Raw genomic sequence first — 18,458 nt, forward strand, 5'->3', positions numbered from 1 at the left:
CTCTCAGGCACTCAGCCTGGCTAGCCCTTGACCTTGGGCACGCGCCCCATGAGGTAGAACTCGTCGTTGGGCATCAGCGAAATGGTGTTGGCGATCCGATTGCTCATGCCAAAGAGGCCGACGATGCTGGTGATGTCCCAGGCGTCCTCGTCGTCGAGGCCGGCGGCGTGCAGGGCGGCGTAGTCGGCCTCGCAGATGGATTGGGCGTCCAGGCAGACTTTCATCGCAAACGCGAGCATCGCGGCTTGGCGGGGGCTGACCTCGGCCTTGAGCGGGTTGGTGGCGAGTTGATCCGCTAGGCGCGGCGCCTTGGCATAGATGCGCAGGATGGCGCCATGCGCCACCACGCAGTAGAGGCAGCGGTTGGCACCGCTGGTGGCCACGATGATCATTTCCTTCTCGGCCTTGCTGAGGCCGCCCTCGCGCAGCAGCAAGGCGTCGTGGTAGGCCAGGAAGGCGCGCAGCTCGTCGGGGCGGCGCGCCAATGCCAGGAAGACGTTGGGCACGAAACCGGCCTTGTCCTGCACCTCGAGGATGCGGGTGCGCAGGTCGTCGGGCAGCGTGGCCACGTCGGGCACGGGGTAGCGGCAAATGGCGGTCATGTAACGATTCCTTTCGTCATGCATTGTTCCCAAGCGGCACAATCCCGCGCGTTTTGCTTTGTGTAGGTGAAGACGCAATGAAGCGCCGTGTTGTATTGGGGTCTTTGGGCTCCTTGGGGGCCCTGGCCCTGCCCGCGTGGGGCCAGTTCCGGGTGGAAATTTCCGGCGTGGGTGCGACGCAAATGCCGGTGGCCATTGCGGAATTTCGGGATGAACAAAAAACGGGTGTGGCCGCCATCGTGCGCGCGGACCTGGAGCGCAGCGGTCAGTTCAAGCTGATCGAGGCGGGTAGCACGCCCGTGACAGAGCTCAGCAGCCCCGCGTTTGCAGACTGGCGCACCGCGCAAGCCGACGCCCTGGTTGGGGGCTCGGTGACCCGTTTGGCCGATGGACGGCTGGATGTGCGATTCCGCCTGTGGGACGTGGTGACCGGCAAGGACTTGGGCGGAGAGAGCCAGGTTGTGGTGGCCGAGGACATTCGACTGGCCGCCCATCGCGTGGCCGACGCGATCTACCAAAAACTGACGGGTGAGCGCGGCGTGTTTTCGACGCGTTTGGCCTATGTCACCAAGGCGGGCCGACAGTACGCGCTGCGCATTGCCGACGCGGACGGTGAGGGTGGCCAGGTGGCCGTGACCAGCCCCGAACCCATTATTTCGCCCGCCTGGGCGCCGGACGGCCGCACGGTCGCTTACGTGAGCTTCCACACGGGCAAGCCGGTCGTTTATCTGCAGGACCTGGCCACGGGTTCGCGCTTGGTGTTGGCGGATTTCCGGGGCAGCAACAGCGCGCCGGCCTTTTCGCCCGATGGCCGTCGGGTGGTGGTGTCGCTGTCGCGAGAGGGGGGCACCCAACTCTTTGTGATCAACCGCGACGGTTCGGGCCTGAAGCGCTTGGCGCAGAGCCTGGCCATCGATACCGAAGCCACCTTCAGCGCCGACGGCAGCAAGATTTACTTCGTCAGCGACCGGGGCGGCGGCCCGCAGATTTACCGCATGCCGTCGGAGGGCGGGAGCGCCGAGCGCGTGACGTTTAACAGCCCTTACAGCGTGAGCCCGACGCTGAGCCCCGACGGCAAGTCAATGGCCTTTGTTTCGCGACTGGATGGGGCGTTCAAGGTCTGTGTCATGGACCTCTCCAACGGGGGCGCGGTTCGGGTCATCAGCGACACCGTCGAGGACGAGTCGCCGAGCTTCGCGCCCAATGGCAAGCTCTTGGTGTACGCCACCCGCAGCCAGGGCAAGGATGTGCTGATGACGTCCACCCTGGACGGGCGAGTGAAAGCCAAACTGGTGGTCACCAGCGCGGATGTGCGCGAGCCGGCTTGGGGACCCTTCACCCGATAAGAATGCTGGGTTTGGGGGATCGGCGACAATAGCAGGTTTTCCGCGGGCCGCAAGGCCCATTCCCTAGACTATTCCTCGTACGAGAGATCGAAATGAACACGACCCGTTTCGCCCTGGCCGCCGTGGCCGCCGCTGTGCTGGCTGGTTGCAGCACCACCAAGCTGGAAGAGCCCACCAAGGCTCCCGTGGTGGAAGCCAAGCCCCAACCCGCTACGCCGGCCCAGCCTGTTGCTGAAACCAAGGTTGCGACGGTCGATCTGGCGACCGAGCAGCGCAATGCCGTGGCCGACAAGCGCGTCATTTACTTTGACTTCGACAGCTATGTGGTCAAGGACGAGTTCCGCCCGGCCGTGCAAGCCCATGCCAAGCGTCTGAACTTGATCAAGACCCAGAAGGTCAGCCTGGAAGGTCACGCCGACCAGCGCGGCAGCCGTGAATACAACCTAGCCCTGGGCCAAAAGCGCGCTGAAGCTGTGCTGCAACAGCTGACGTTGCAAGGCGTGGCCGCTGCTCAAGCCGAGCCGGTCAGCTTCGGCAAAGAGCGTCCGGCCGCTGAAGGCACGGGCGAAGCCGTGTGGGCCAAGAACCGCCGCGTTGAAGTCAAGGACAAGTGAGCATGAACCTGCGCGCCTCGACCTTCGCTCTAACGATCGCCCTGGCCCTCGCGGGCTTCGGCGGGGCCGCCCAAGCGGCCTTGTTCTCTGACGATGAGGCGCGCAAGGCCATCCTCGACCTGCGCGCCAAGGTGGCGCAGCTTGAGGAAGCGCAGAAAAAGCAGGGGGCCGAGCAGGACGAACAGCTCGCCACCCTGCGCCGCAGCCTGATGGATCTGATCAATCAGAACCAGATGCTGCGCAGCGAGTTGGCGCGCCTGCAAGGTGCCAACGAGCAGTTGGTGCGGGATCTGGCGGACACCCAGCGCCGCCTGGCCGACCAGCTGCAGAGCTTCGATGGGCGATTGAAGCCCCTGGAGCCGCAAAAAATCAGCCTCGACGGCAAAGAATTCAAGGTCGAGCCCGAAGAGCAGCGCCAGTACGAGGCGGCCATGGGCTTGTTGCGTCGGGGGGATTTCGACGATGCCAGCAAGGCGTTTGAATTCTTCTTGAAGCGCTACAGCGTCAGCGGCTACACCGACATCGTTCGGTTCTGGCTGGGCAATGCCCAGTATGGTCAGCGGGCTTACAAAGAGGCCATGGGCACGTTCCGCGAGTTCCTGAAGGGCAGCCCGCAGCATCCTCGCGTGGCCGAGGCGCTGCTGGCGGTGGCCAATTGCCAAGCGGAAACCAAAGACATCAAAGGCGCCCGCAAGACTTTAGATGACCTGATCAAAGCTCACCCCGGCACTGAAGCCGCGCAAGCGGCCAAAGAGCGCCGCGCCAGTTTGAAGTGAGCGCGGGCCCTGAACTGGGCCCGATGGCGGCCTTGGGGGCAGACACCGAACGGCGATTTGGGGGGCTGCGCCGCCTCTATGGGGACGCGGGCTACGACCGCCTCAGGCAGTTGCGTGCGGCTGTTGTGGGTTTGGGGGGCGTTGGGTCTTGGGCCGCTGAAGCGCTGGCCCGCTCGGGCATTGCGCAATTGGTTCTGATCGATCTGGATCATGTGGCCGAGTCCAACATCAACCGGCAGGTTCAGGCGGTGGGGCAGACCGTTGGGCTGCACAAAGGCGAGGCACTCAAGCAGCGGATCGCCGATATCCACCCTGACTGCGATGTGCAGGTCCTCGATGCTTTTGTAGAAGCGGACAACTGGCCCGGTCTGATCGCAGGTTTGAACCTGGATGGCGTCATTGACGCTTGCGACCAGGTTCGCGCCAAGGCGGCGCTTGCGGCCTGGGCACGGCGTGAGCGTCTAGCTTTTGTCACCGTTGGGGCGGCTGGGGGCAAGCAGCGCCCAGAGCTTTTGGACGTGGCCGATCTGTCCGACACCACCCACGATCCGCTTCTGGCTTCTTTGCGAGCTCGTCTGCGGCGTGAGCATGGCGCGCCCCGGCAGGGTCGCATCCAGGTGCGGGCGGTGTTCTCGCGGGAGTCGGTTCAGCGGCCGGAGCAAAACGGCCCCAACTGCGCGGTGGATGGCACATTGAACTGCGCTGGTTACGGATCCAGCGTCATGGTGACCGCCTCGTTCGGTCTGGCGGCCAGTGCCGAGTGGGTGCGCTTGGCTTTGCAGCAAAAAGCTTCGACGCTCGCTTGATCCCTAGGGGAAACCTGGCTATACTGCTGGGCTTTCCTGGTTCGGGTCGTTAGCTCAGTCGGTAGAGCAGCGGACTTTTAATCCGTTGGTCGCAGGTTCGAATCCTGCACGACCCACCACCCTTGCTTTCGGGCGAGGGCCGCGGAAAATTCGGGGGCTCTTAGCTCAGTTGGTAGAGCAGCGGACTCTTAATCCGTTGGTCGTAGGTTCGAATCCTACAGGGCCCACCAAAGATCCAATGAATCAAGCACTTAGCGGCGCGAGCCCTGGGTGCTTTTTTCATTTCTGATGGGCTCCAGCCCTGGTGGCGGAGCTAGACGACGCTGGGCTCCAGCAGTTGCAGCGTTCCGGCTGCAGCATCTATCTCGGCCAGGGCTCCGACGGGCACGGTGAACTTGCGCCGGATGTGGCCGATCATGGCGCCTCGGTAAACGGGTACGTTTAGGGGCAGGAAGTACTCGTCGAATAACTCGTCCAGCGTCAGGGCGCCAAAGCCTTCGCCGGGCTCACATTTGGTGAACTGCCCGATCACCACGCCGGCGACTTGGTTCAGGGCACCGGTCAAGCGCAGGGTCGAGAGCATGCGGTCGACGCGATAGATGTACTCGTTGATCTCTTCAAGAAAAAGGATGGCGCCATGAAACCTTGGCCAGTACGCCGAGCCGGCCATGGCGGTGAGTACGGCCAGGTTGCCACCGATGAGCCGACCGCGCGCCTTACCTGGGCGCAGCGTTTGAATCCGATCGCCGGTTTGGACCAGATGGTCGCCGAGTTCGCCGGTGGGGTTTTTGAGCAGCGGGAGGCTGCCCTGCATCACCAACGCCTTGAAGTGATCGACGCTGAACGCATTCCACTGCGACAGGGCCGTTGGGCTGTGAAACGTGATCAAACCGGTTTGCTGATGGATGCCGTTGACCAGGGCGGTCAGGTCTGAAAAACCACCCAAAAACTTGGGGGTGCGGCGAATCTGGTCGTAGTCAATGGCCGGCAGGATGCGAGTCCCGCCGCTGCCGCCCGTGAGGGCGATCAGGCCGTGCACCGTGTCGTCGGCAAAGAAGCGGTTGATGTCCTCCACCCGTTGTGCATCGGTGCCCGCCAAATGGCCGTGGCGCGCGCGAACGTGTTGACCGTGTCGAACCTTGAACCCGAGGGCCTGAAGCGCTTCGGTCGCAATTTGCACCGGTTCTCGCTCGTAAGTGGCGTGGGCGGGGCTGATCAGTCCGACGGTGTCACCCGCTTTGAGGCGCGGTGCTCGCAGCAAGGCGGGCGGGGTCGAGGCCGCAGTGCTGAGGGGCAGACTGGCTGCGGCGGTGAGGGCGAGTGCGGAGCGGCGAGAGAGGAGGCTCATAGAACGCGAGGCAAAGTGGCGCGCACTTGCGTGCGGTCGCCGAAATCGAAATGCCACCACTCTGTGGTGATGCCGTGAAAACCCGCTTGGCGCAGGGCGGCCCGCAGCCAACCCCGGGCTTGTAGATGCTCCAGTCGCAACCGCCCCTGCGCCAACAACTCGGCTTCGAACTCGGGGTGCGAGATTGCATCCATTTCATCAAAGGAGGAGCCCATGTCGATCTCGGCGCCGGCCTCGTCTAGCAATGTGACATCCACGGCCATGCCGAAGCTGTGAATCGAGCCTCGTTCCGGGTGCGCCAAGTACAGGGCCAGTGGCGTACCGGCGAGCTCGGCATACAAAGCCTCTTGGACCCGCTGGGGGCGCAGCGCGTCCAGTACCCTCAAGCGCCAGCCCGGTTTGTGCCCGGCCAGCCACAGGGCGGCTTGTTCCAACGCATCGGCAGCTTCACGACGCAGCCAGGCGCAGTCCAGACCGCCGTATACGGCGCGGCCGACAAAGTTGTCGCGGCTGGCGTAGCGGAGGTCGAGGTCGATCATCGGCAGGCTCAGCAGCGACCGAAAGTCGGGGTGCCCTGGAATGTCCTCGCAGAGCAGGCCAGCCGGCGGGGCCGAGGACGCGGTCATACGCCGAGGGTGGCCAGCCGCAAGCGGGTGACATCCGCGATTTGCTTGACCAAGCGGCGGCCGACCTGGGGCAGTGGGGCATTGGCAGCGGTCAGCAGCATCAGCTGCACGGGACTGCTGGCCTTGAGGGGGCGGACCTTGACCCGGCTGCGGTCCGCCGCAGCGGCCGTGAAGGGGTCCACGATGCTCAAGCCCAGCCCGGCCTCGACCAGCGAGCGTGCCAGCTGATAGGTCTGTACGGTGAACCGACTGGCGGGCTCCATGCCGCTGGCCGCGAAGGCGGCCATGACCAAGCTGCCCAAGGGGTCGTCCTCGGCCATGGCGATGAGCTCGGTTTGGATGTCTGCCAAGGCCAGGGGACCGTCCCCCCGGGCTTCGGGACTGGCCAACGGACACAGGGCCATCAGCGGCCCGCTGGCCAGCACCTCGGCCTGGATGCCAGGGTGACGGGGGTCTTGCAGCGAGAGGGCGAGGTCGGCCTCGCCCACGAGCAGGCTGCTGACGATTTCACGGGTGTGGTGGGTGCCCAACCGGCAGCGGTTGTTGGGGTAGGACTTGGACCACGCCGTCATGGCCGCGGGCAGCACCGAAGCGCCCAGGGCGGGGGTTGCAATCACCCGCAGCTCTTCGGACTCGCCCGCCTTCAGGCTGGCAGCGAGTCGACGAATGCTGATCAGGTCGCGGTTGAGTTTGTCGACCTCAATGAACAAGCGGTGCGCTTCGGGTGTGGGCACCAGCTTGCCTTTGACGCGGTCGAACAGCGGCAACCCCAGCTGCAGTTCGGCGTGCTGCAGCACCTTGGTGACGGCCGGCTGGGAGATGTGCAGCACGTGCGCTGCGCCGCTGATGGAGCCGGCCTGCATGATGGCGTGGAAGACCTCAATGTGCCGCAGTCTCATTCTCTGTACACCCCTTCAAAGTCAACGCTGCCGTTGGGCGCCATGGTGAATCCTTGGACGTCGCTGCGCACTGGAATGTAGATCGTCGAATGCGCCAGGGTGATCCATGGGCGTTCGCGTTTGAAGAGGGCTTGGGCCTCTTCATAAAGACGGTTTCGCGCTGCGGGGTCGGTCGTGCGACGGGCTTCGTCGATCAGGCGCTCAAAGTCCGGATGGCAAAACTTGACGCCCGTCTTGTTGGCCGCGCAACTCAGGTTGGGGGTCAAAAAGTCATCGGCATCGCCGCTGTCGCCACTCCAGCCGCTCATGTAGATGTCGTGCTCCCCGTTGTTGGCGCGCTTGAGGTACTCACCCCACTCATAGGTCTTGATGCGGGCCCGCACGCCGATACGGGCCCAATCGTGCTGAATCAACTGCGCCAGGAGTTGCCCATTGGGGTTGGTGGGCCGCGCCACGGGCAGGGCCCACAAGTCCAACTCAAAACCCTCACCCAGCCCCGCCTGAGTCAGCAACTGGCGTGCCCGTTCAGGGTTGAACTCGTTCTTCAGCGCGTGGTTGTAGCCCGGAATGGACGGCGGGAAGGCACTGACCGCCTGGAGGGCATCGCCGCGCGGAAAGATGGCCTTGAAGATGGCGTCGCGGTCGATGGCGATATCCAGGGCTTCTCGCACGCGACGGTCACTGAGCCGCGGGCGCTTCAGATTGAAGGCCAGGTAGGAAATGTTCAGCGCCTGAATCTTTTCCAACCGAACCTGCGGGCGAGCGCGAACGGAGGTGACATCCACATCCCGGATGGGGCTGGTGACCTGGCACTCCCCCGCAATCAGTTTCTGCACCCGCACCGCAGGCTCGCGACTGATGCTGTAGAGCAGGGCTTCGGTGCGTTGTCGCCCGCCCCAATAGCCGGGGTGGGCTTGCATGCGCACCACATGATCCTTTTCGTAGCGCCGGAACTGGTACGGGCCGGTTCCCACGGGCAGACGATTGATTTGGGAAGCCTTTCCCTCTCGCAGTAGCTGGGCGGCGTACTCGGCGGACTGAATGCCGGCAAACGACATCGCAAAGGTGCTCAGGAAGGTGACGTTGGGTTCGCGCAGGGTGAAGCGAACGCGATGAGCGTCCAGCTTTTCGATGCGGGCGATCTGCCGCGCCAGCCCCAAGGCTTGCGGATAGATGAAGTTGGCGGGGAACGCCTGGTTGTAGGGGTGCTGAGGATCGATGAAGCGCTGATACGTGAACAGCACGTCGTCTGCGTTCAAGGCCCGCGAGGGGGTAAACCAGTCGGTGCGATGAAACGCCACCCCTGGCCTCAGCGTGAAGGTGAAGACCGTGGCGTCCGACGACACCTCCCATCCGGTCGCCAACTTGGGAACCAACTGCGTGCCGCCGCGCTGAAAGCCCAGCAGCCCTTGAAACATTTGGTTGTTGACGTTGCTGGTGCTGGTGCTGTCCCACAGCCCCGGGTCGAACCCCTCAGGGCTGGCATCCGTGCAATAGACCAGGGGTTTGGCGGCCTGGGCGGTGACGGCCAGTACCGCGAAAAAGACGACGAGCAAAACGCGCATGGTGCTGATTGTGGTCAAGGCCATTTGCGCCCCGCGTGCCATCTCGGCTTAGTCGCATAACCATGGGTTATGCTTTCCTTCAAAGACCCGCCAGCGCCATGTACTTGGTCGTCAAATAGTCGTCAATGCCTTGACGCCCGCCCTCGCGCCCCAAGCCCGATTGCTTGACGCCGCCGAAGGGCGCGACCTCAGTCGAGATGAGCCCAGTGTTGACGCCGACCATGCCGGCTTCCAACGCTTCCCCGACGCGGAAGATGCGGCCAATGTCGCGGCTGTACAGGTAAGCGGCGAGGCCGACCTCGGTGTCGTTGGATCGGGCAATGGCTTCATCCTCGCTGGTAAATCGGAGCAGCGGGGCGACCGGGCCGAAGGTCTCCTCGCGGGCTATCACCATGTCGGGTTGCACATCGACCAAGACGGTGGGGGTGTAGAAATTGCCGCCCAACGCGTGGCGCTTCCCGCCGGTGAGCAGGCGGGCGCCGCGCGCCAGCGCGTCGTCGACTTGATGCTGCACTTTGGCCAGTGCCACGGCGTTGATCAAGGGCCCTTGCTGAACGCCTGAGTGCAGACCGTTGCCCACCACCAATCGCTCGCTGGCCTCGCGCAGGCGGTCGGCGAATTCGTCGTACACGCCGGTCTGCACGAAGAATCGGTTGCTGCAGACGCAGGTTTGGCCGGCGTTGCGGTACTTGCTGGCCAGGGCGCCTTCGACGGCGGCATCCAGGTCGGCGTCGTCAAAGACGATAAAGGGGGCGAGGCCGCCGAGCTCCAGTGACAGTTTCTTGATCGTCGAGGCAGACTGAGCGAATAGCAGCCGCCCCACGGGGGTAGAGCCAGTGAAGCTGAGCTTGCGCACGGTGGGGTGGGCGCACAGTTCGGCGCCGATGGCGCGGGGCTCGCCGGTCAGAACCTGCAACAGACCGGGGGGCAAGCCGACCTCTTCGGTCAGTAGGCCCAGGGCCAGAGCGGTGAAGGGTGTGCTTTCGGCGGGCTTGACGATGATGGGGTTGCCTGCGGCCAGCGCCGGGGCGACTTTGCGCGCCATCATGGCCAGCGGGAAGTTCCAAGGCGTAATGGCGGCGCAGACGCCGATGGGTTCGCGGAAGACAAGCAGCCGGCGATCGGCACTTGGGGTGGGGATGGTTTCGCCATACACGCGTTTGCCTTCTTCGGCGTACCAGTCGAGGTAGGCAGCGGCGTAGGCGACCTCGCTGCGGGCTTCGGCCAGGGGCTTGCCCTGTTCGCGGGTGATGAGGGTGGCGAGTTCGTCGCTACGCGTGAGCATCAGTTGCCCGAGTTGGCGCAGCAGGTGGCCGCGATCGCGTGCGGTGCGGCGGCGCCAGGCTGGCCAAGCGCGGGCGGCGGCGTCGATGGCGCGGCGCGTTTCGGCTGCGCCCATCAAGGGCACGTGGCCCAGGCGTTGGCCGGTGGCGGGGTCGTGGACATCAAAGGTTTGGCCGTCGTCAGCCTGGACCCAATGGCCGTCGAGCAGGGCGGCTTCGCGCAGCAGCGCCAAGGGGGCGGGGGTGCTCATGCGGCTCTTAGTGCGTCAGCCAAAATGCCCATCGCTTCGTCGAAGACGGCGTCGGGCGTGGTCAGGGGGTGCAGGAAGCGGATGACGTTGCCGTGGCTGCCGCAACTGAGCAGGATCAGGCCGCGCTGCAGGGCCGCGGCTTGGACGCGGCGGGTAAAAGCGGCGTCGGGTTCGCCGGTGTCGGGCGCGCGGAACTCCGCCGCGAGCATGCTGCCCAAGCCGCGCACCTCGGCCAGTTGGGGCACGTGGGGCTGGAGCGTGCTCAACTGGGCGCGCAGACGCTGCCCGAGTTGGTCGGCGCGCTCGCACAGGCCTTCGTCGGCAATGACGTCGAGCACGGCATGGGCGGCAGCCACGGCCAGGGGGTTGCCGGCGTAGGTGCCGCCCAAGCCGCCGGGTTCAGCGGCGTCCATCACGGTGCTGCGCCCACACACGCCGGATAGGGGCAGGCCGCCGGCCAGGCTCTTGGCAAAGCAAATCAGGTCGACGGGTACGTCGTGGTGTTGGGTGGCGAACCAGCGGCCAGTTCGGGCAAAGCCGGTTTGGATTTCGTCAGCGATGAGGAGGATGCCGTGCTCGTTGGCCAGCTCGCGCAGGCCGCGCATGAAGGTTTCGGGGGCGGGCCGGAAGCCGCCCTCGCCTTGCACGGGTTCGACGATGAAGGCGGCCACTCGGGCGGGGTCGATGCTGGCCTTGAACAGCATTTTGAGACCGCGCAGGGCGTGCTCGGTGTCGACACCATCGATGGAACTGGGGAAGGGCGCGTGGAGAACCTCAGCCGGGAAGGGGCCGAAGCCGCGCTTGTAGGGCAGAACCTTTCCCGTAAGGGCCATGCCCATGTGGGTGCGGCCGTGGAATCCGCCATCGAAGGCGATCACACCGCTGCGTCCGGTTGCGGCGCGGGCAATCTTGATGGCGTTTTCTACCGCCTCAGCGCCGGTGGTGAAGAAGGCCGTTTTCTTCGGCCCTTCAATGGGCGTGAGGGCGTTGATGCGTTCGGCCAGGCTCACGTAGCTGGCGTAGGGAACGACCTGGTAGGCCGTGTGATGGAACTGGTCGAGCTGGGCTTGCAGGGCCGCCTGCACGCGTGGGTGGCGATGGCCGGTGTTGAGCACGGCGATCCCACTGGCGAAGTCAATGAAGCGGCGGCCTTCGATGTCCCAGAGTTCGGCGTTGAGTGCGCGTGCCGCAAAGAAGGGTTCCAGTACCGCCACGCCGCGCGGGGTGGCGGCCTGGCGACGGGCCAGCCAGTCGGCATTGCGGGTCTGGGGACTGACGGGGGAGGTTGGGGCGACGGGAGTCATGGTGAGGCTCACATGGGAAAGCCAAGGGCTTTGATGGCTTGAATCCAGGCGCGTTTCCAGCCGCCTTCGGCATCAGCACCATCAAAGGCATGGAAGGTGATTCGCGCGCCCAACCAGCGCAGCGGCTCGGGCGGGATCCACGTGGGGCTGAGACAGGCAATGTCGAGCTGACGCTCGGGACCGGGGTGGTCGAGCAGCATGTTCAGGCCCATGCGTGCACCGAAGCGGCTGGCACCGATGCCGAAGCCGGTGTAGCCGGCTACGAACACGGCCTTGCCGCCCAGGTAGGGTTTGGCAAAAACTGAGCCGCGTGAGCAGTAATCGATGGGACCACCCCAGGCGTGAGAAAACTGCACGTCGTGAAGCTGCGGGAAGGTGCGGTAGAAAGCCTGCGCCAACCGGTGGTAGGTGGCGATTTGAGCGTCCTCGGGCGGGTTGGGGTCGCCGTTGTAGTGGTAGCTGACCAGGCCGCCAAAGATGATGCGGTTGTCGCGCGTGAGGCGGAAGTAGTTCAGTTGCGTGCGGGTGTCGTAGATACCCTGTCGCTGCGCCCAGCCGATGCGGGCCATTTGGTCGGCGCTGAGTGGTTCGGTGGCCAGCACGTGGTCGCGCACGGCCGCGACGCGGCGCTGGATGTCGCGCACGCCGATGTGGGCGGTGCCGCTGCCCAGCAGCACGCGGGGCGTCACGATGCGACCGCCGGGGGTGGTCACTTCGACGGTGGCGCCGCGGTCGCGCAGGCGCATCAGCGGTGTCATTTCGTGCAGCCGCACGCCGAGCTGCAGGGCCACGCGTCGCAGGCCCCAGGCCAGCTTGGCCGGGTGTACGGTGCCACTGCGCTCGCGCGACCACAGGGCGCCAGCGAAAAGGGGCGAGCGGATTTGTTCGGCCAGTTGCGCACGGTCGAGCCATTCGACCTGGTGGCCATAGCGGCGGTGCAGCTCGTAGTCGTCCCGCAGGGCGGCGAGGTGGGCGTCATCTACCGCCACAGTCATCTCGCCGCTCCACTCGATGTCGGCGTCGATGCCGTAGCGCACGAGTGTGGCCTCAAAGCCGTCAAGATTGTCGCGACCGAATGCCTCGAGTTGCTCGATGTCTTGCGGGAACACGCGCACGGCGTTGGGCAGGCCGTGCATGATGGACGTGGAAATGATCCCGCCCGCGCGGCCCGAGGCTCCATGGCCGACACGCCCCGCCTCGATGAGCACAACATCCAGATTCGGGTTTTGCTCCTTGGCTTGGATGGCCGCCCACAAGCCGGTGAACCCGCCACCGACCACCAGCAGGTCGGCGCGGGTGTTCTGTCGAAGCGGTTCGGTCGGCGGCGGGGCGTCAGGGCTGTCGAGCCAGTACGGCATCAGCCGCGTGCTGCGGAAGGCCTTGCTCAGGCAGGGGCGATCGATCGGCTGCCGGGCAAGAGGCGGGAGGGCCTGGATCGTGCGGGTCATGGGGAGGGCAGGATTGAAGAAGGGAAGTCAGGCCGGGTCCAGCAGCACGTAGAGTTTTTTGGCGTCTTGCAGCGTTTCCCAGCGCCCGCCAAAACCGGCGGGCAGGAGGTAGGCGTCGCCAGCGCGGAACTCAATGCGGCCGCCTTGCAGGTCGGTCAGCGCGATGTGGCCCTCGGCCAGCCAGACCACCTCGTCGGAGGATGTGGCCGGAAAATCGACTGCCCCGACGCGCCCTTCCCACCAGCCCACGGTGAAGCCGCTGGCTTTGCCGCGCGCGGCACACCAGTCTTCTTCGTCCATGCCGTAGTTCAGCACCGCGTGCGCGCCGACGCCGCGACCCAGGCGCACGATGTCGCCAATCAATTTGCTCACGGTAAAAAGTCCTTCAGAGTGGGTAAGAGTTGACGATCAGGCGGGTCCCTCGAACACGGCGTGGCGAAGTTCTTGGTACGCGCGCAGGCCTTCGAGGCCCAATTCGCGGCCGATGCCGCTGGCCCCCAGGCCACCCCAGCAGACCTGCGGGAAAATCAATTGCGGTGTGTTAACCCACACCAGCCCGGCGCGCAGCTCGCGTTCGAAGTGGGCGGCGGCAGTGGCGTCGCGCGTCAAGACGGTCGCCACCAAGCCGTAGGGCGTGGCGTTGGCCGCGGCGATGAGGTCACCGTCGCTGGCGCAGGCTTGCACGCAGGCCACGGGGCCGAAGATTTCTTCCTGCCACAGTGGGTTGTCGCTGTCTGTGAGGGTGTACAGCTCGGGCGCCATGAAGCAGCCGGCGGCGTCGGCAGCGTTGTGCACCCGGCCGCTAGCCAGGCGCGTAGCGCCGGCTGCGCGGCCGCGCTTGACGAGGGCTTGCACGCGCTCGCGCTGCGCGGCGCTGATCAGGGGGCCCAGCGCGCAGCCCTCAGCCTCCGGCGGGCCGGCCTGCAGTGCGCCGATCGCGGCGGACAGGGCGGTGACCAACTCGGCGTACCGGTGCTGGTGCACCAGGATGCGCGAGGTGGCAGAGCACATCTGGCCGGCGTTGGTGAAGGCACCGGCCAACGCCAGCTCGACGGCTTGCGCCAGGTCGGCGTCTTCGCGAACGATGAGTGCGGACTTGCCGCCCAACTCCAGGGTTAGGCGCTTGAAATGCTCCGCCGCGGCGCGCATGACCTGCCGCCCGACAGCGGTGCTGCCCGTGAACGAGACTTTGTCCACGCCCGGGTGGGCGACCAGGGCGCCGCCCACGGCCGCGCCACCACCCACCAGGTTCACGACCCCGTCGGGCAGGCCCACGCGTTCTATGAGGTCCAGCAACGCATGCTCGGCCGGCGCGGTCAGCTCCGAGGGTTTGAGCACCACGGTGCAGCCGGCGGCCAAGGCGGGGGCGAGTTTCCAGGCCGTGGTCACCATGGGAAAGTTCCAGGGCACGACCAGCGCGGCCACGCCCACGGCTTCCCAACGTTTCTGGCCACGCAGATCGGCCCGTGGGAGCGTGACTGCTTCGGTGGCGAAAGCCTCGCCGCTCTCGCACAGGCCTGCGTAGTAGATCAAGCAGGCGACCACATCGTCCAGGTCGAGTTCGGCCTCAAGGCGGGGCTTTCCATTGACGCGCATCTGGAGCGCGATCAACACTGCATGTTCGCCCCGCACCTGCTGGGCGATGGCGCGCAGCCAAGCCGCGCGCTGGGTGGGGGCCGTGGCCCGCCAGGCGGGCGCTGCTGTGCGCGCCGCAGCCACTGCAGCGTCGATCTGCTCGGCCGTCGCCCAGTCTTGGTAGGCCAGCAGCGCGCCATCACAGGCGCTGAGTACCGGTGTGTGCGTGTCGCTCTGGTAGTGCTTGCGGCCCAAGCGGGCGCTGGGCAGGTGGGGGGTGGCGCTCATCGGTACACCACGCCCGGCATGACGCAGAGCATTTCGTAGGCCAGGTTGGCGGCCACCAGAGCGGTGGTGCCGGCTGGGTCGTAGGGGGGCGAGACCTCCACCACGTCGGCCCCGACCAGGTTCAGGCCGCGCAGGCCGCGAATGATCTCCAGTGCCTGCATGACGCTGAGCCCGCCAATCTCCGGCGTGCCGGTGCCGGGCGCAAACGAAGGGTCCAGGCCGTCAATGTCAAAACTCAGGTACAGCGGGGCGTCGCCCACCCGTGCGCGTACCTCGGCCATCAGCGGCACCAATGAGCGGTGCCAGCAGTCCTCGGCCGGCACCACGGTGAAACCCTGCTGTCGACACCAGTCGAAATCCTCGGCGCTGTAGCCGGTGCCGCGCAGGCCGATCTGGGTCACCCGCTCGCATTGCAGCAAGCCCTCTTCGACCGCCCGACGAAACGGCGTTCCGTGGGCAATTTCCTCGCCAAACATGGTGTCGTTGACGTCCGCATGGGCGTCCACATGCACCACGGCCAAACGGCCATACCGCGCCTTGAGCGCACGCAGGATGGGCCAGGCGATGGTGTGATCCCCGCCCAGCGTAATGGGCCGACAACCCGTGGCGACGATGTCGGTGAAGGCCACCTCGATGCGGCGTACCGAGTCCTTCAAGTCGTAGGGGTTCGTGGCCACGTCACCCAGGTCGGCCACTTGCAGCGAGTCGAAGGGTGCGGCGCGCGTGGCCATGTTGTAGGGGCGCAGCAGCACCGACTCGGCGCGGATCTGCCGCGGGCCGAACCGGGTGCCGGCACGGTTGGAGGTGCCGATGTCCAGCGGTACGCCGACGAAGCCGACGTCCAGGCCTTGGGCGCCGGTGGCCAGGGGCAGGCGCATCATGGTGGCGATGCCGCCAAAGCGGGGCATGACGTTGCCGCCTAGCGGTTGGTTGAAGGCAGGGCGTTCAGTCATGGCGGGGAAGACGGTTTTGGGGCCGAGGGTCTTGGTGCCGACGCAGTCCGTGGCCCAGGGGGCCCTGCACCTGATCGGACTCGGGGTAGCCCCACAACAGCAGCAGGTAGACGGTGGCGCCGCTGAGCAGCGAGGTCGGCGCGCTGAGGTCCATGCCGCCCGCCCAGGCGCTCAGCGGCCCAGTGAACTTTCCGGGCACCTGGGCGAAGAGCAGGCCCACCGTGCTGCCCACGGTCCACGCGGCCAGTGCGCGCAGGTTCCAGCCCCGAGAGAACCAATACTGTCCCCCCCGGACGCGACGGCTCAGCGCCTGCAACTCATCGGGCAAATAATGGCCACGCCGCGCCCAGTAGCCAATGACCATGACGGCCAGCCAGGGGCAACTGAAGGCACCGATCAGTGCGGCAAAGGCGGCCACGCTTTCGACCAGATTCAGGACAAAGCGCCCAACGAAGATCACCGCGACGGCCAGCAGGCCGACCATCAGCGTGGCGCGGGCGCGATTGAGGTGGCGGGTGAACAGGTTGGCCAGGTCCAGGCCCGTGCCATACAGCGCGGTGGTGCCGGTGGCGATGCCACCGATAAGGGCGATCAGGCACAGGGGCAGCAGGAACCAGGCCGGTGAAATGGCGATCAAACCGCCCATGTAGTCGCCGGTGGCCACCACTTCGGGCGCTGTGGTGGCCATGATGGCCGCGGTGAACAAACCGAACAGCAAAGGCAACAGGGTGGCGGCCTGCGCGAGCAACACGGCGGCCATTAGGCGTCGGCGGGGTGTGGCTAGCGGCACATAGCGGCCCCAGTCGCCCAGGGTGGCGGAGAAAGACAGCGGGTTGCTGGCGGCGACGGTGGCTGTGGCGACGAACGCCGCCCACCAGCCGGCGTCGCCACGCTGCACGCTGCCTGCATAGCTCAGGTCGATCTGGGAGCCGAAGGCCATCAGGGCGACCCCGAAGAGCAGGGTGGTGGCCAGGACGGCCACGCGGTTGAACCACAGCATCAGCTGAAAGCCGTAGATGCAGATGGCAACGACGATGGCTGCCATCAGGGTGTAGGCCGCGCTCTGAGTCAGCGCGTTCACGGGCAGGCCCGCCAGGGCATGGGCGCCGCCGACCAGAGCATCACCGGAGCTCCACACCGCCAACGAGAAAAAGACGATGGCCGTGAGCAGCAGCTGCCCCGAGCCGATCAGCCGGCCATAGACACCGAAATGCGCGGTCGACGACACTGGGTCGTTGGTGCCGTTGCGTGGGCCGAACAGGCTCATGGGTGCCAGCGCGCAACTGCCAGCGAGCAAACCCAGCAGCAGCGCCCACAGGCCGTCCTGAACCGACAAGCCGACGAAGACCGGAAAGCTGCCCAGCACCGAGGTGGCAAAGGTGTTACAGCCCCCAAACAGCAGGCGGAACAAATCCAGCGGGCGCGCGTGACGCTCCGCCGCCGGGATCGCTTCGGCGCTGTGGGTTTCGAACGCGAGGGCCCCGCTCATGCCAGGGTCCTGGGCAGTTTCTCGGGCAGCGTGTCCAGCAGGACTTCCAGAATCCGTTCCTCCCAGTGGCTGAAGCTGGAGTGCCGTCCGGCGGCGTGCTCAAGGGATTGGCTGGTTCCATTGAGGGCGTACATCAAGGCCCAGCCCGGCTGACCGGCGCGCTGCGGTTGGAAAATCAGACCGGAAAGCAACCCGTAGGCTTCGCCCAGGTGCCCCCAGGCCTGCCAGCCACCTTGGCTGTGTAGGCGGTCGCCGCCCTGCGCGGTGCGCTGGTCGGTGAAGCGTTGCAGGCCCACGCCCCAGCTTTGAAAAATTCCTCCCATCGTGTCGGCGGCGTCTCCCGGCGTCTGGGTCCAACTGGCTTGCAGCAAACTGTCGAAGAGCGGCTCCGGGATCAGGTCGTGACCCTTCCAGCGACCGCGCTGGGTGAGCAGTTGGGCGATCTGACCGAGCTCTGGCAAAGAGATGCGCAGGCCGCCTTGTGGGCCAAAGACGGTGCCGTTGTCACCGGGGCGCTGCTCGCCTTGCGCTCGCAGCGGGCAGGCGGCGCCGGTGGGCCCGGGTTCATCGGCCTGCGCTACCCACTGTCTGTCGACTTGGCGGTAGAGCGTGGCGAGCGGGCTGCGCTGCGCCGGAGACACGGCGCAAGGGTCGTAGTAAGGGTGGATGCCCAGGGGCGTGAAGAGCCAGTGCTGCATCAGGCGATCGAAACGCTGGTTGCAGGCGGCCTCCATGGCCGTGGCCAGAACGCCAAAGGCGAAGTTGCAGTAAGAAAACCGGGTGCCGGGCCGGTTGGCGTGCCAGTGCGCCGGGTTGGCAATCGCGGCGCGTAGCGCTGCGGTGCTGGGTTGCCGGGGTTGCTCTGGGTCCCGCAGGCCGGTCTGGTGGTTGAGCAGCAGGCGAGCCGTGATGGGTACATCAGGGTGCGCTGGATGCTGCAGGCCGCCCGGGATCCATGGCGCCAGATCGGCGTCCAGATCCAGCTTGCCAGCGGCATGCAAGCGCGCCATCACCAGCGCGACGGCCAGCTTGGAAACGGACGCAATGCGAAACCGGGTGTCGCGGTGCAGCGCCGTGCGCTGCCACTGCTGCCAGCCGAACTGCGCGGCATACACCGCCCGAGCCCCGACCTGCAAGCGCACCGACAGGCCCATCAAGGGCGCATCCGGGTCTTGCACCACGGCCCGCAGGCGCGTGTCCACATCAGGCCGCGAGGCCAGAGCGGACAACGGCCACGCCGGTACGGGCAGGGCAGCGAGTAGGTGGCGCCGACGCAGGCTCATGG

Annotated in this window: 17 protein-coding genes and 2 tRNA genes; 6 read left to right on the forward strand and 13 right to left on the reverse strand. The window is 66.0% G+C overall.

Going from position 1 to position 18,458, the window contains the following annotated elements:
• Positions 1–20 precede the first annotated feature (20 nt).
• Positions 21–602, reverse strand: coding sequence for a peroxidase-related enzyme (locus I7X43_RS06945; RefSeq protein WP_198100185.1), 582 nt, complete (start codon positions 600–602; stop codon positions 21–23).
• 77 nt (positions 603–679) lie between these two features.
• Here I7X43_RS06945 and tolB point away from each other — a divergent pair, with 77 nt between their 5' ends.
• The 6 genes from tolB (at position 680) to I7X43_RS06975 (ending at position 4,374) form a co-directional block, all read left to right on the forward strand.
• Positions 680–1,948, forward strand: a complete 1,269-nt coding sequence (gene tolB, locus I7X43_RS06950; RefSeq protein ID WP_198100186.1) for a Tol-Pal system beta propeller repeat protein TolB — start codon at positions 680–682, stop codon at positions 1,946–1,948.
• A 92-nt stretch (positions 1,949–2,040) separates the two neighbouring features.
• Complete coding sequence (pal, locus tag I7X43_RS06955; protein WP_198100187.1) at positions 2,041–2,562, forward strand: peptidoglycan-associated lipoprotein Pal; 522 nt, start codon at positions 2,041–2,043, stop codon at positions 2,560–2,562.
• 2 nt (positions 2,563–2,564) lie between these two features.
• Positions 2,565–3,338, forward strand: coding sequence for a tol-pal system protein YbgF (gene ybgF, locus I7X43_RS06960; RefSeq protein WP_198100188.1), 774 nt, complete (start codon positions 2,565–2,567; stop codon positions 3,336–3,338).
• Between the two features lie 23 nt (positions 3,339–3,361).
• A complete protein-coding gene (locus I7X43_RS06965; RefSeq protein WP_198100383.1) occupies positions 3,362–4,144 on the forward strand; it encodes a tRNA threonylcarbamoyladenosine dehydratase in 783 nt (260 codons plus the stop codon).
• Between the two features lie 43 nt (positions 4,145–4,187).
• Positions 4,188–4,263, forward strand: a tRNA-Lys gene (locus I7X43_RS06970).
• 35 nt (positions 4,264–4,298) lie between these two features.
• A tRNA-Lys gene (locus I7X43_RS06975) sits at positions 4,299–4,374 on the forward strand.
• Between the two features lie 83 nt (positions 4,375–4,457).
• Here I7X43_RS06975 and I7X43_RS06980 read toward each other — a convergent pair.
• The 12 genes from I7X43_RS06980 to I7X43_RS07035 all read right to left on the reverse strand — a co-directional run bounded on the left by I7X43_RS06980 (position 4,458) and on the right by I7X43_RS07035 (position 18,456).
• Positions 4,458–5,492, reverse strand: a complete 1,035-nt coding sequence (locus I7X43_RS06980; RefSeq protein WP_198100189.1) for a S66 peptidase family protein — start codon at positions 5,490–5,492, stop codon at positions 4,458–4,460.
• Positions 5,489–6,118: a M15 family metallopeptidase gene (locus I7X43_RS06985; protein WP_198100190.1), complete on the reverse strand. Its 630-nt coding sequence runs from the start codon at positions 6,116–6,118 to the stop codon at positions 5,489–5,491. Before I7X43_RS06985 ends, I7X43_RS06980 begins: the two co-directional genes overlap by 4 nt.
• Positions 6,115–7,017, reverse strand: a complete 903-nt coding sequence (locus I7X43_RS06990) for a LysR family transcriptional regulator (RefSeq protein WP_198100191.1) — start codon at positions 7,015–7,017, stop codon at positions 6,115–6,117. The genes I7X43_RS06985 and I7X43_RS06990 overlap by 4 nt, the downstream gene beginning before the upstream one ends.
• The gene (locus I7X43_RS06995; protein ID WP_198100192.1) at positions 7,014–8,582 is read right to left on the reverse strand and encodes an ABC transporter substrate-binding protein; all 1,569 of its coding nucleotides are present in this window, start codon (positions 8,580–8,582) and stop codon (positions 7,014–7,016) included. The genes I7X43_RS06990 and I7X43_RS06995 overlap by 4 nt, the downstream gene beginning before the upstream one ends.
• A 79-nt stretch (positions 8,583–8,661) precedes the next feature.
• A complete protein-coding gene (locus I7X43_RS07000; RefSeq protein ID WP_198100193.1) occupies positions 8,662–10,116 on the reverse strand; it encodes an NAD-dependent succinate-semialdehyde dehydrogenase in 1,455 nt (484 codons plus the stop codon).
• Positions 10,113–11,420, reverse strand: a complete 1,308-nt coding sequence (gabT, locus tag I7X43_RS07005; protein WP_198100194.1) for a 4-aminobutyrate--2-oxoglutarate transaminase — start codon at positions 11,418–11,420, stop codon at positions 10,113–10,115. The genes I7X43_RS07000 and gabT overlap by 4 nt, the downstream gene beginning before the upstream one ends.
• Positions 11,421–11,428: 8 nt before the next feature.
• Positions 11,429–12,778 carry an NAD(P)/FAD-dependent oxidoreductase gene (locus tag I7X43_RS07010; protein WP_246480266.1) on the reverse strand — a complete coding sequence of 450 codons (1,350 nt, stop codon included), beginning with the start codon at positions 12,776–12,778 and terminating at the stop codon, positions 11,429–11,431.
• 117 nt (positions 12,779–12,895) lie between these two features.
• On the reverse strand, positions 12,896–13,240 hold the full coding sequence (locus I7X43_RS07015) for a cupin domain-containing protein (protein ID WP_198100196.1): 345 nt from the start codon (positions 13,238–13,240) through the stop codon (positions 12,896–12,898).
• A gap of 36 nt (positions 13,241–13,276) precedes the next feature.
• Positions 13,277–14,731: an aldehyde dehydrogenase family protein gene (locus I7X43_RS07020; RefSeq protein WP_198100197.1), complete on the reverse strand. Its 1,455-nt coding sequence runs from the start codon at positions 14,729–14,731 to the stop codon at positions 13,277–13,279.
• Entirely contained in the window at positions 14,728–15,684 is a 957-nt protein-coding gene (gene speB, locus I7X43_RS07025) for an agmatinase (protein WP_198100198.1), read from the reverse strand. Before speB ends, I7X43_RS07020 begins: the two co-directional genes overlap by 4 nt.
• Entirely contained in the window at positions 15,677–17,173 is a 1,497-nt protein-coding gene (locus I7X43_RS07030) for a purine-cytosine permease family protein (protein ID WP_198100199.1), read from the reverse strand. The genes speB and I7X43_RS07030 overlap by 8 nt, the downstream gene beginning before the upstream one ends.
• Positions 17,170–18,456: a serine hydrolase domain-containing protein gene (locus tag I7X43_RS07035; protein ID WP_198100200.1), complete on the reverse strand. Its 1,287-nt coding sequence runs from the start codon at positions 18,454–18,456 to the stop codon at positions 17,170–17,172. Before I7X43_RS07035 ends, I7X43_RS07030 begins: the two co-directional genes overlap by 4 nt.
• Positions 18,457–18,458: the final 2 nt, after the last annotated feature.

Source organism: Inhella gelatinilytica, from assembly GCF_016093295.1.
Taxonomy (GTDB): domain Bacteria; phylum Pseudomonadota; class Gammaproteobacteria; order Burkholderiales; family Burkholderiaceae_C; genus Inhella; species Inhella gelatinilytica.

Excerpts from the sequence above, each read along its gene's own strand:
- I7X43_RS07020 (WP_198100197.1), bottom strand. The coding sequence starts at position 14,731 with ATGAGCGCCACCCCCCACCTGCCCAGCGCCCGCTTGGGCCGCAAGCAC.
- I7X43_RS06985 (WP_198100190.1), bottom strand. The coding sequence starts at position 6,118 with ATGACCGCGTCCTCGGCCCCGCCGGCTGGCCTGCTCTGCGAGGACATT.
- tolB (WP_198100186.1), top strand. The coding sequence starts at position 680 with ATGAAGCGCCGTGTTGTATTGGGGTCTTTGGGCTCCTTGGGGGCCCTG.
- I7X43_RS07010 (WP_246480266.1), bottom strand. The coding sequence starts at position 12,778 with ATGCCGTACTGGCTCGACAGCCCTGACGCCCCGCCGCCGACCGAACCG.
- speB (WP_198100198.1), bottom strand. The coding sequence starts at position 15,684 with ATGACTGAACGCCCTGCCTTCAACCAACCGCTAGGCGGCAACGTCATG.
- ybgF (WP_198100188.1), top strand. The coding sequence starts at position 2,565 with ATGAACCTGCGCGCCTCGACCTTCGCTCTAACGATCGCCCTGGCCCTC.
- I7X43_RS06965 (WP_198100383.1), top strand. The coding sequence starts at position 3,362 with ATGGCGGCCTTGGGGGCAGACACCGAACGGCGATTTGGGGGGCTGCGC.
- I7X43_RS06980 (WP_198100189.1), bottom strand. The coding sequence starts at position 5,492 with ATGAGCCTCCTCTCTCGCCGCTCCGCACTCGCCCTCACCGCCGCAGCC.
- I7X43_RS06990 (WP_198100191.1), bottom strand. The coding sequence starts at position 7,017 with ATGAGACTGCGGCACATTGAGGTCTTCCACGCCATCATGCAGGCCGGC.
- I7X43_RS07030 (WP_198100199.1), bottom strand. The coding sequence starts at position 17,173 with ATGAGCGGGGCCCTCGCGTTCGAAACCCACAGCGCCGAAGCGATCCCG.
- I7X43_RS06945 (WP_198100185.1), bottom strand. The coding sequence starts at position 602 with ATGACCGCCATTTGCCGCTACCCCGTGCCCGACGTGGCCACGCTGCCC.
- pal (WP_198100187.1), top strand. The coding sequence starts at position 2,041 with ATGAACACGACCCGTTTCGCCCTGGCCGCCGTGGCCGCCGCTGTGCTG.
- I7X43_RS07035 (WP_198100200.1), bottom strand. The coding sequence starts at position 18,456 with ATGAGCCTGCGTCGGCGCCACCTACTCGCTGCCCTGCCCGTACCGGCG.
- I7X43_RS07000 (WP_198100193.1), bottom strand. The coding sequence starts at position 10,116 with ATGAGCACCCCCGCCCCCTTGGCGCTGCTGCGCGAAGCCGCCCTGCTC.
- I7X43_RS06995 (WP_198100192.1), bottom strand. The coding sequence starts at position 8,582 with ATGCGCGTTTTGCTCGTCGTCTTTTTCGCGGTACTGGCCGTCACCGCC.
- gabT (WP_198100194.1), bottom strand. The coding sequence starts at position 11,420 with ATGACTCCCGTCGCCCCAACCTCCCCCGTCAGTCCCCAGACCCGCAAT.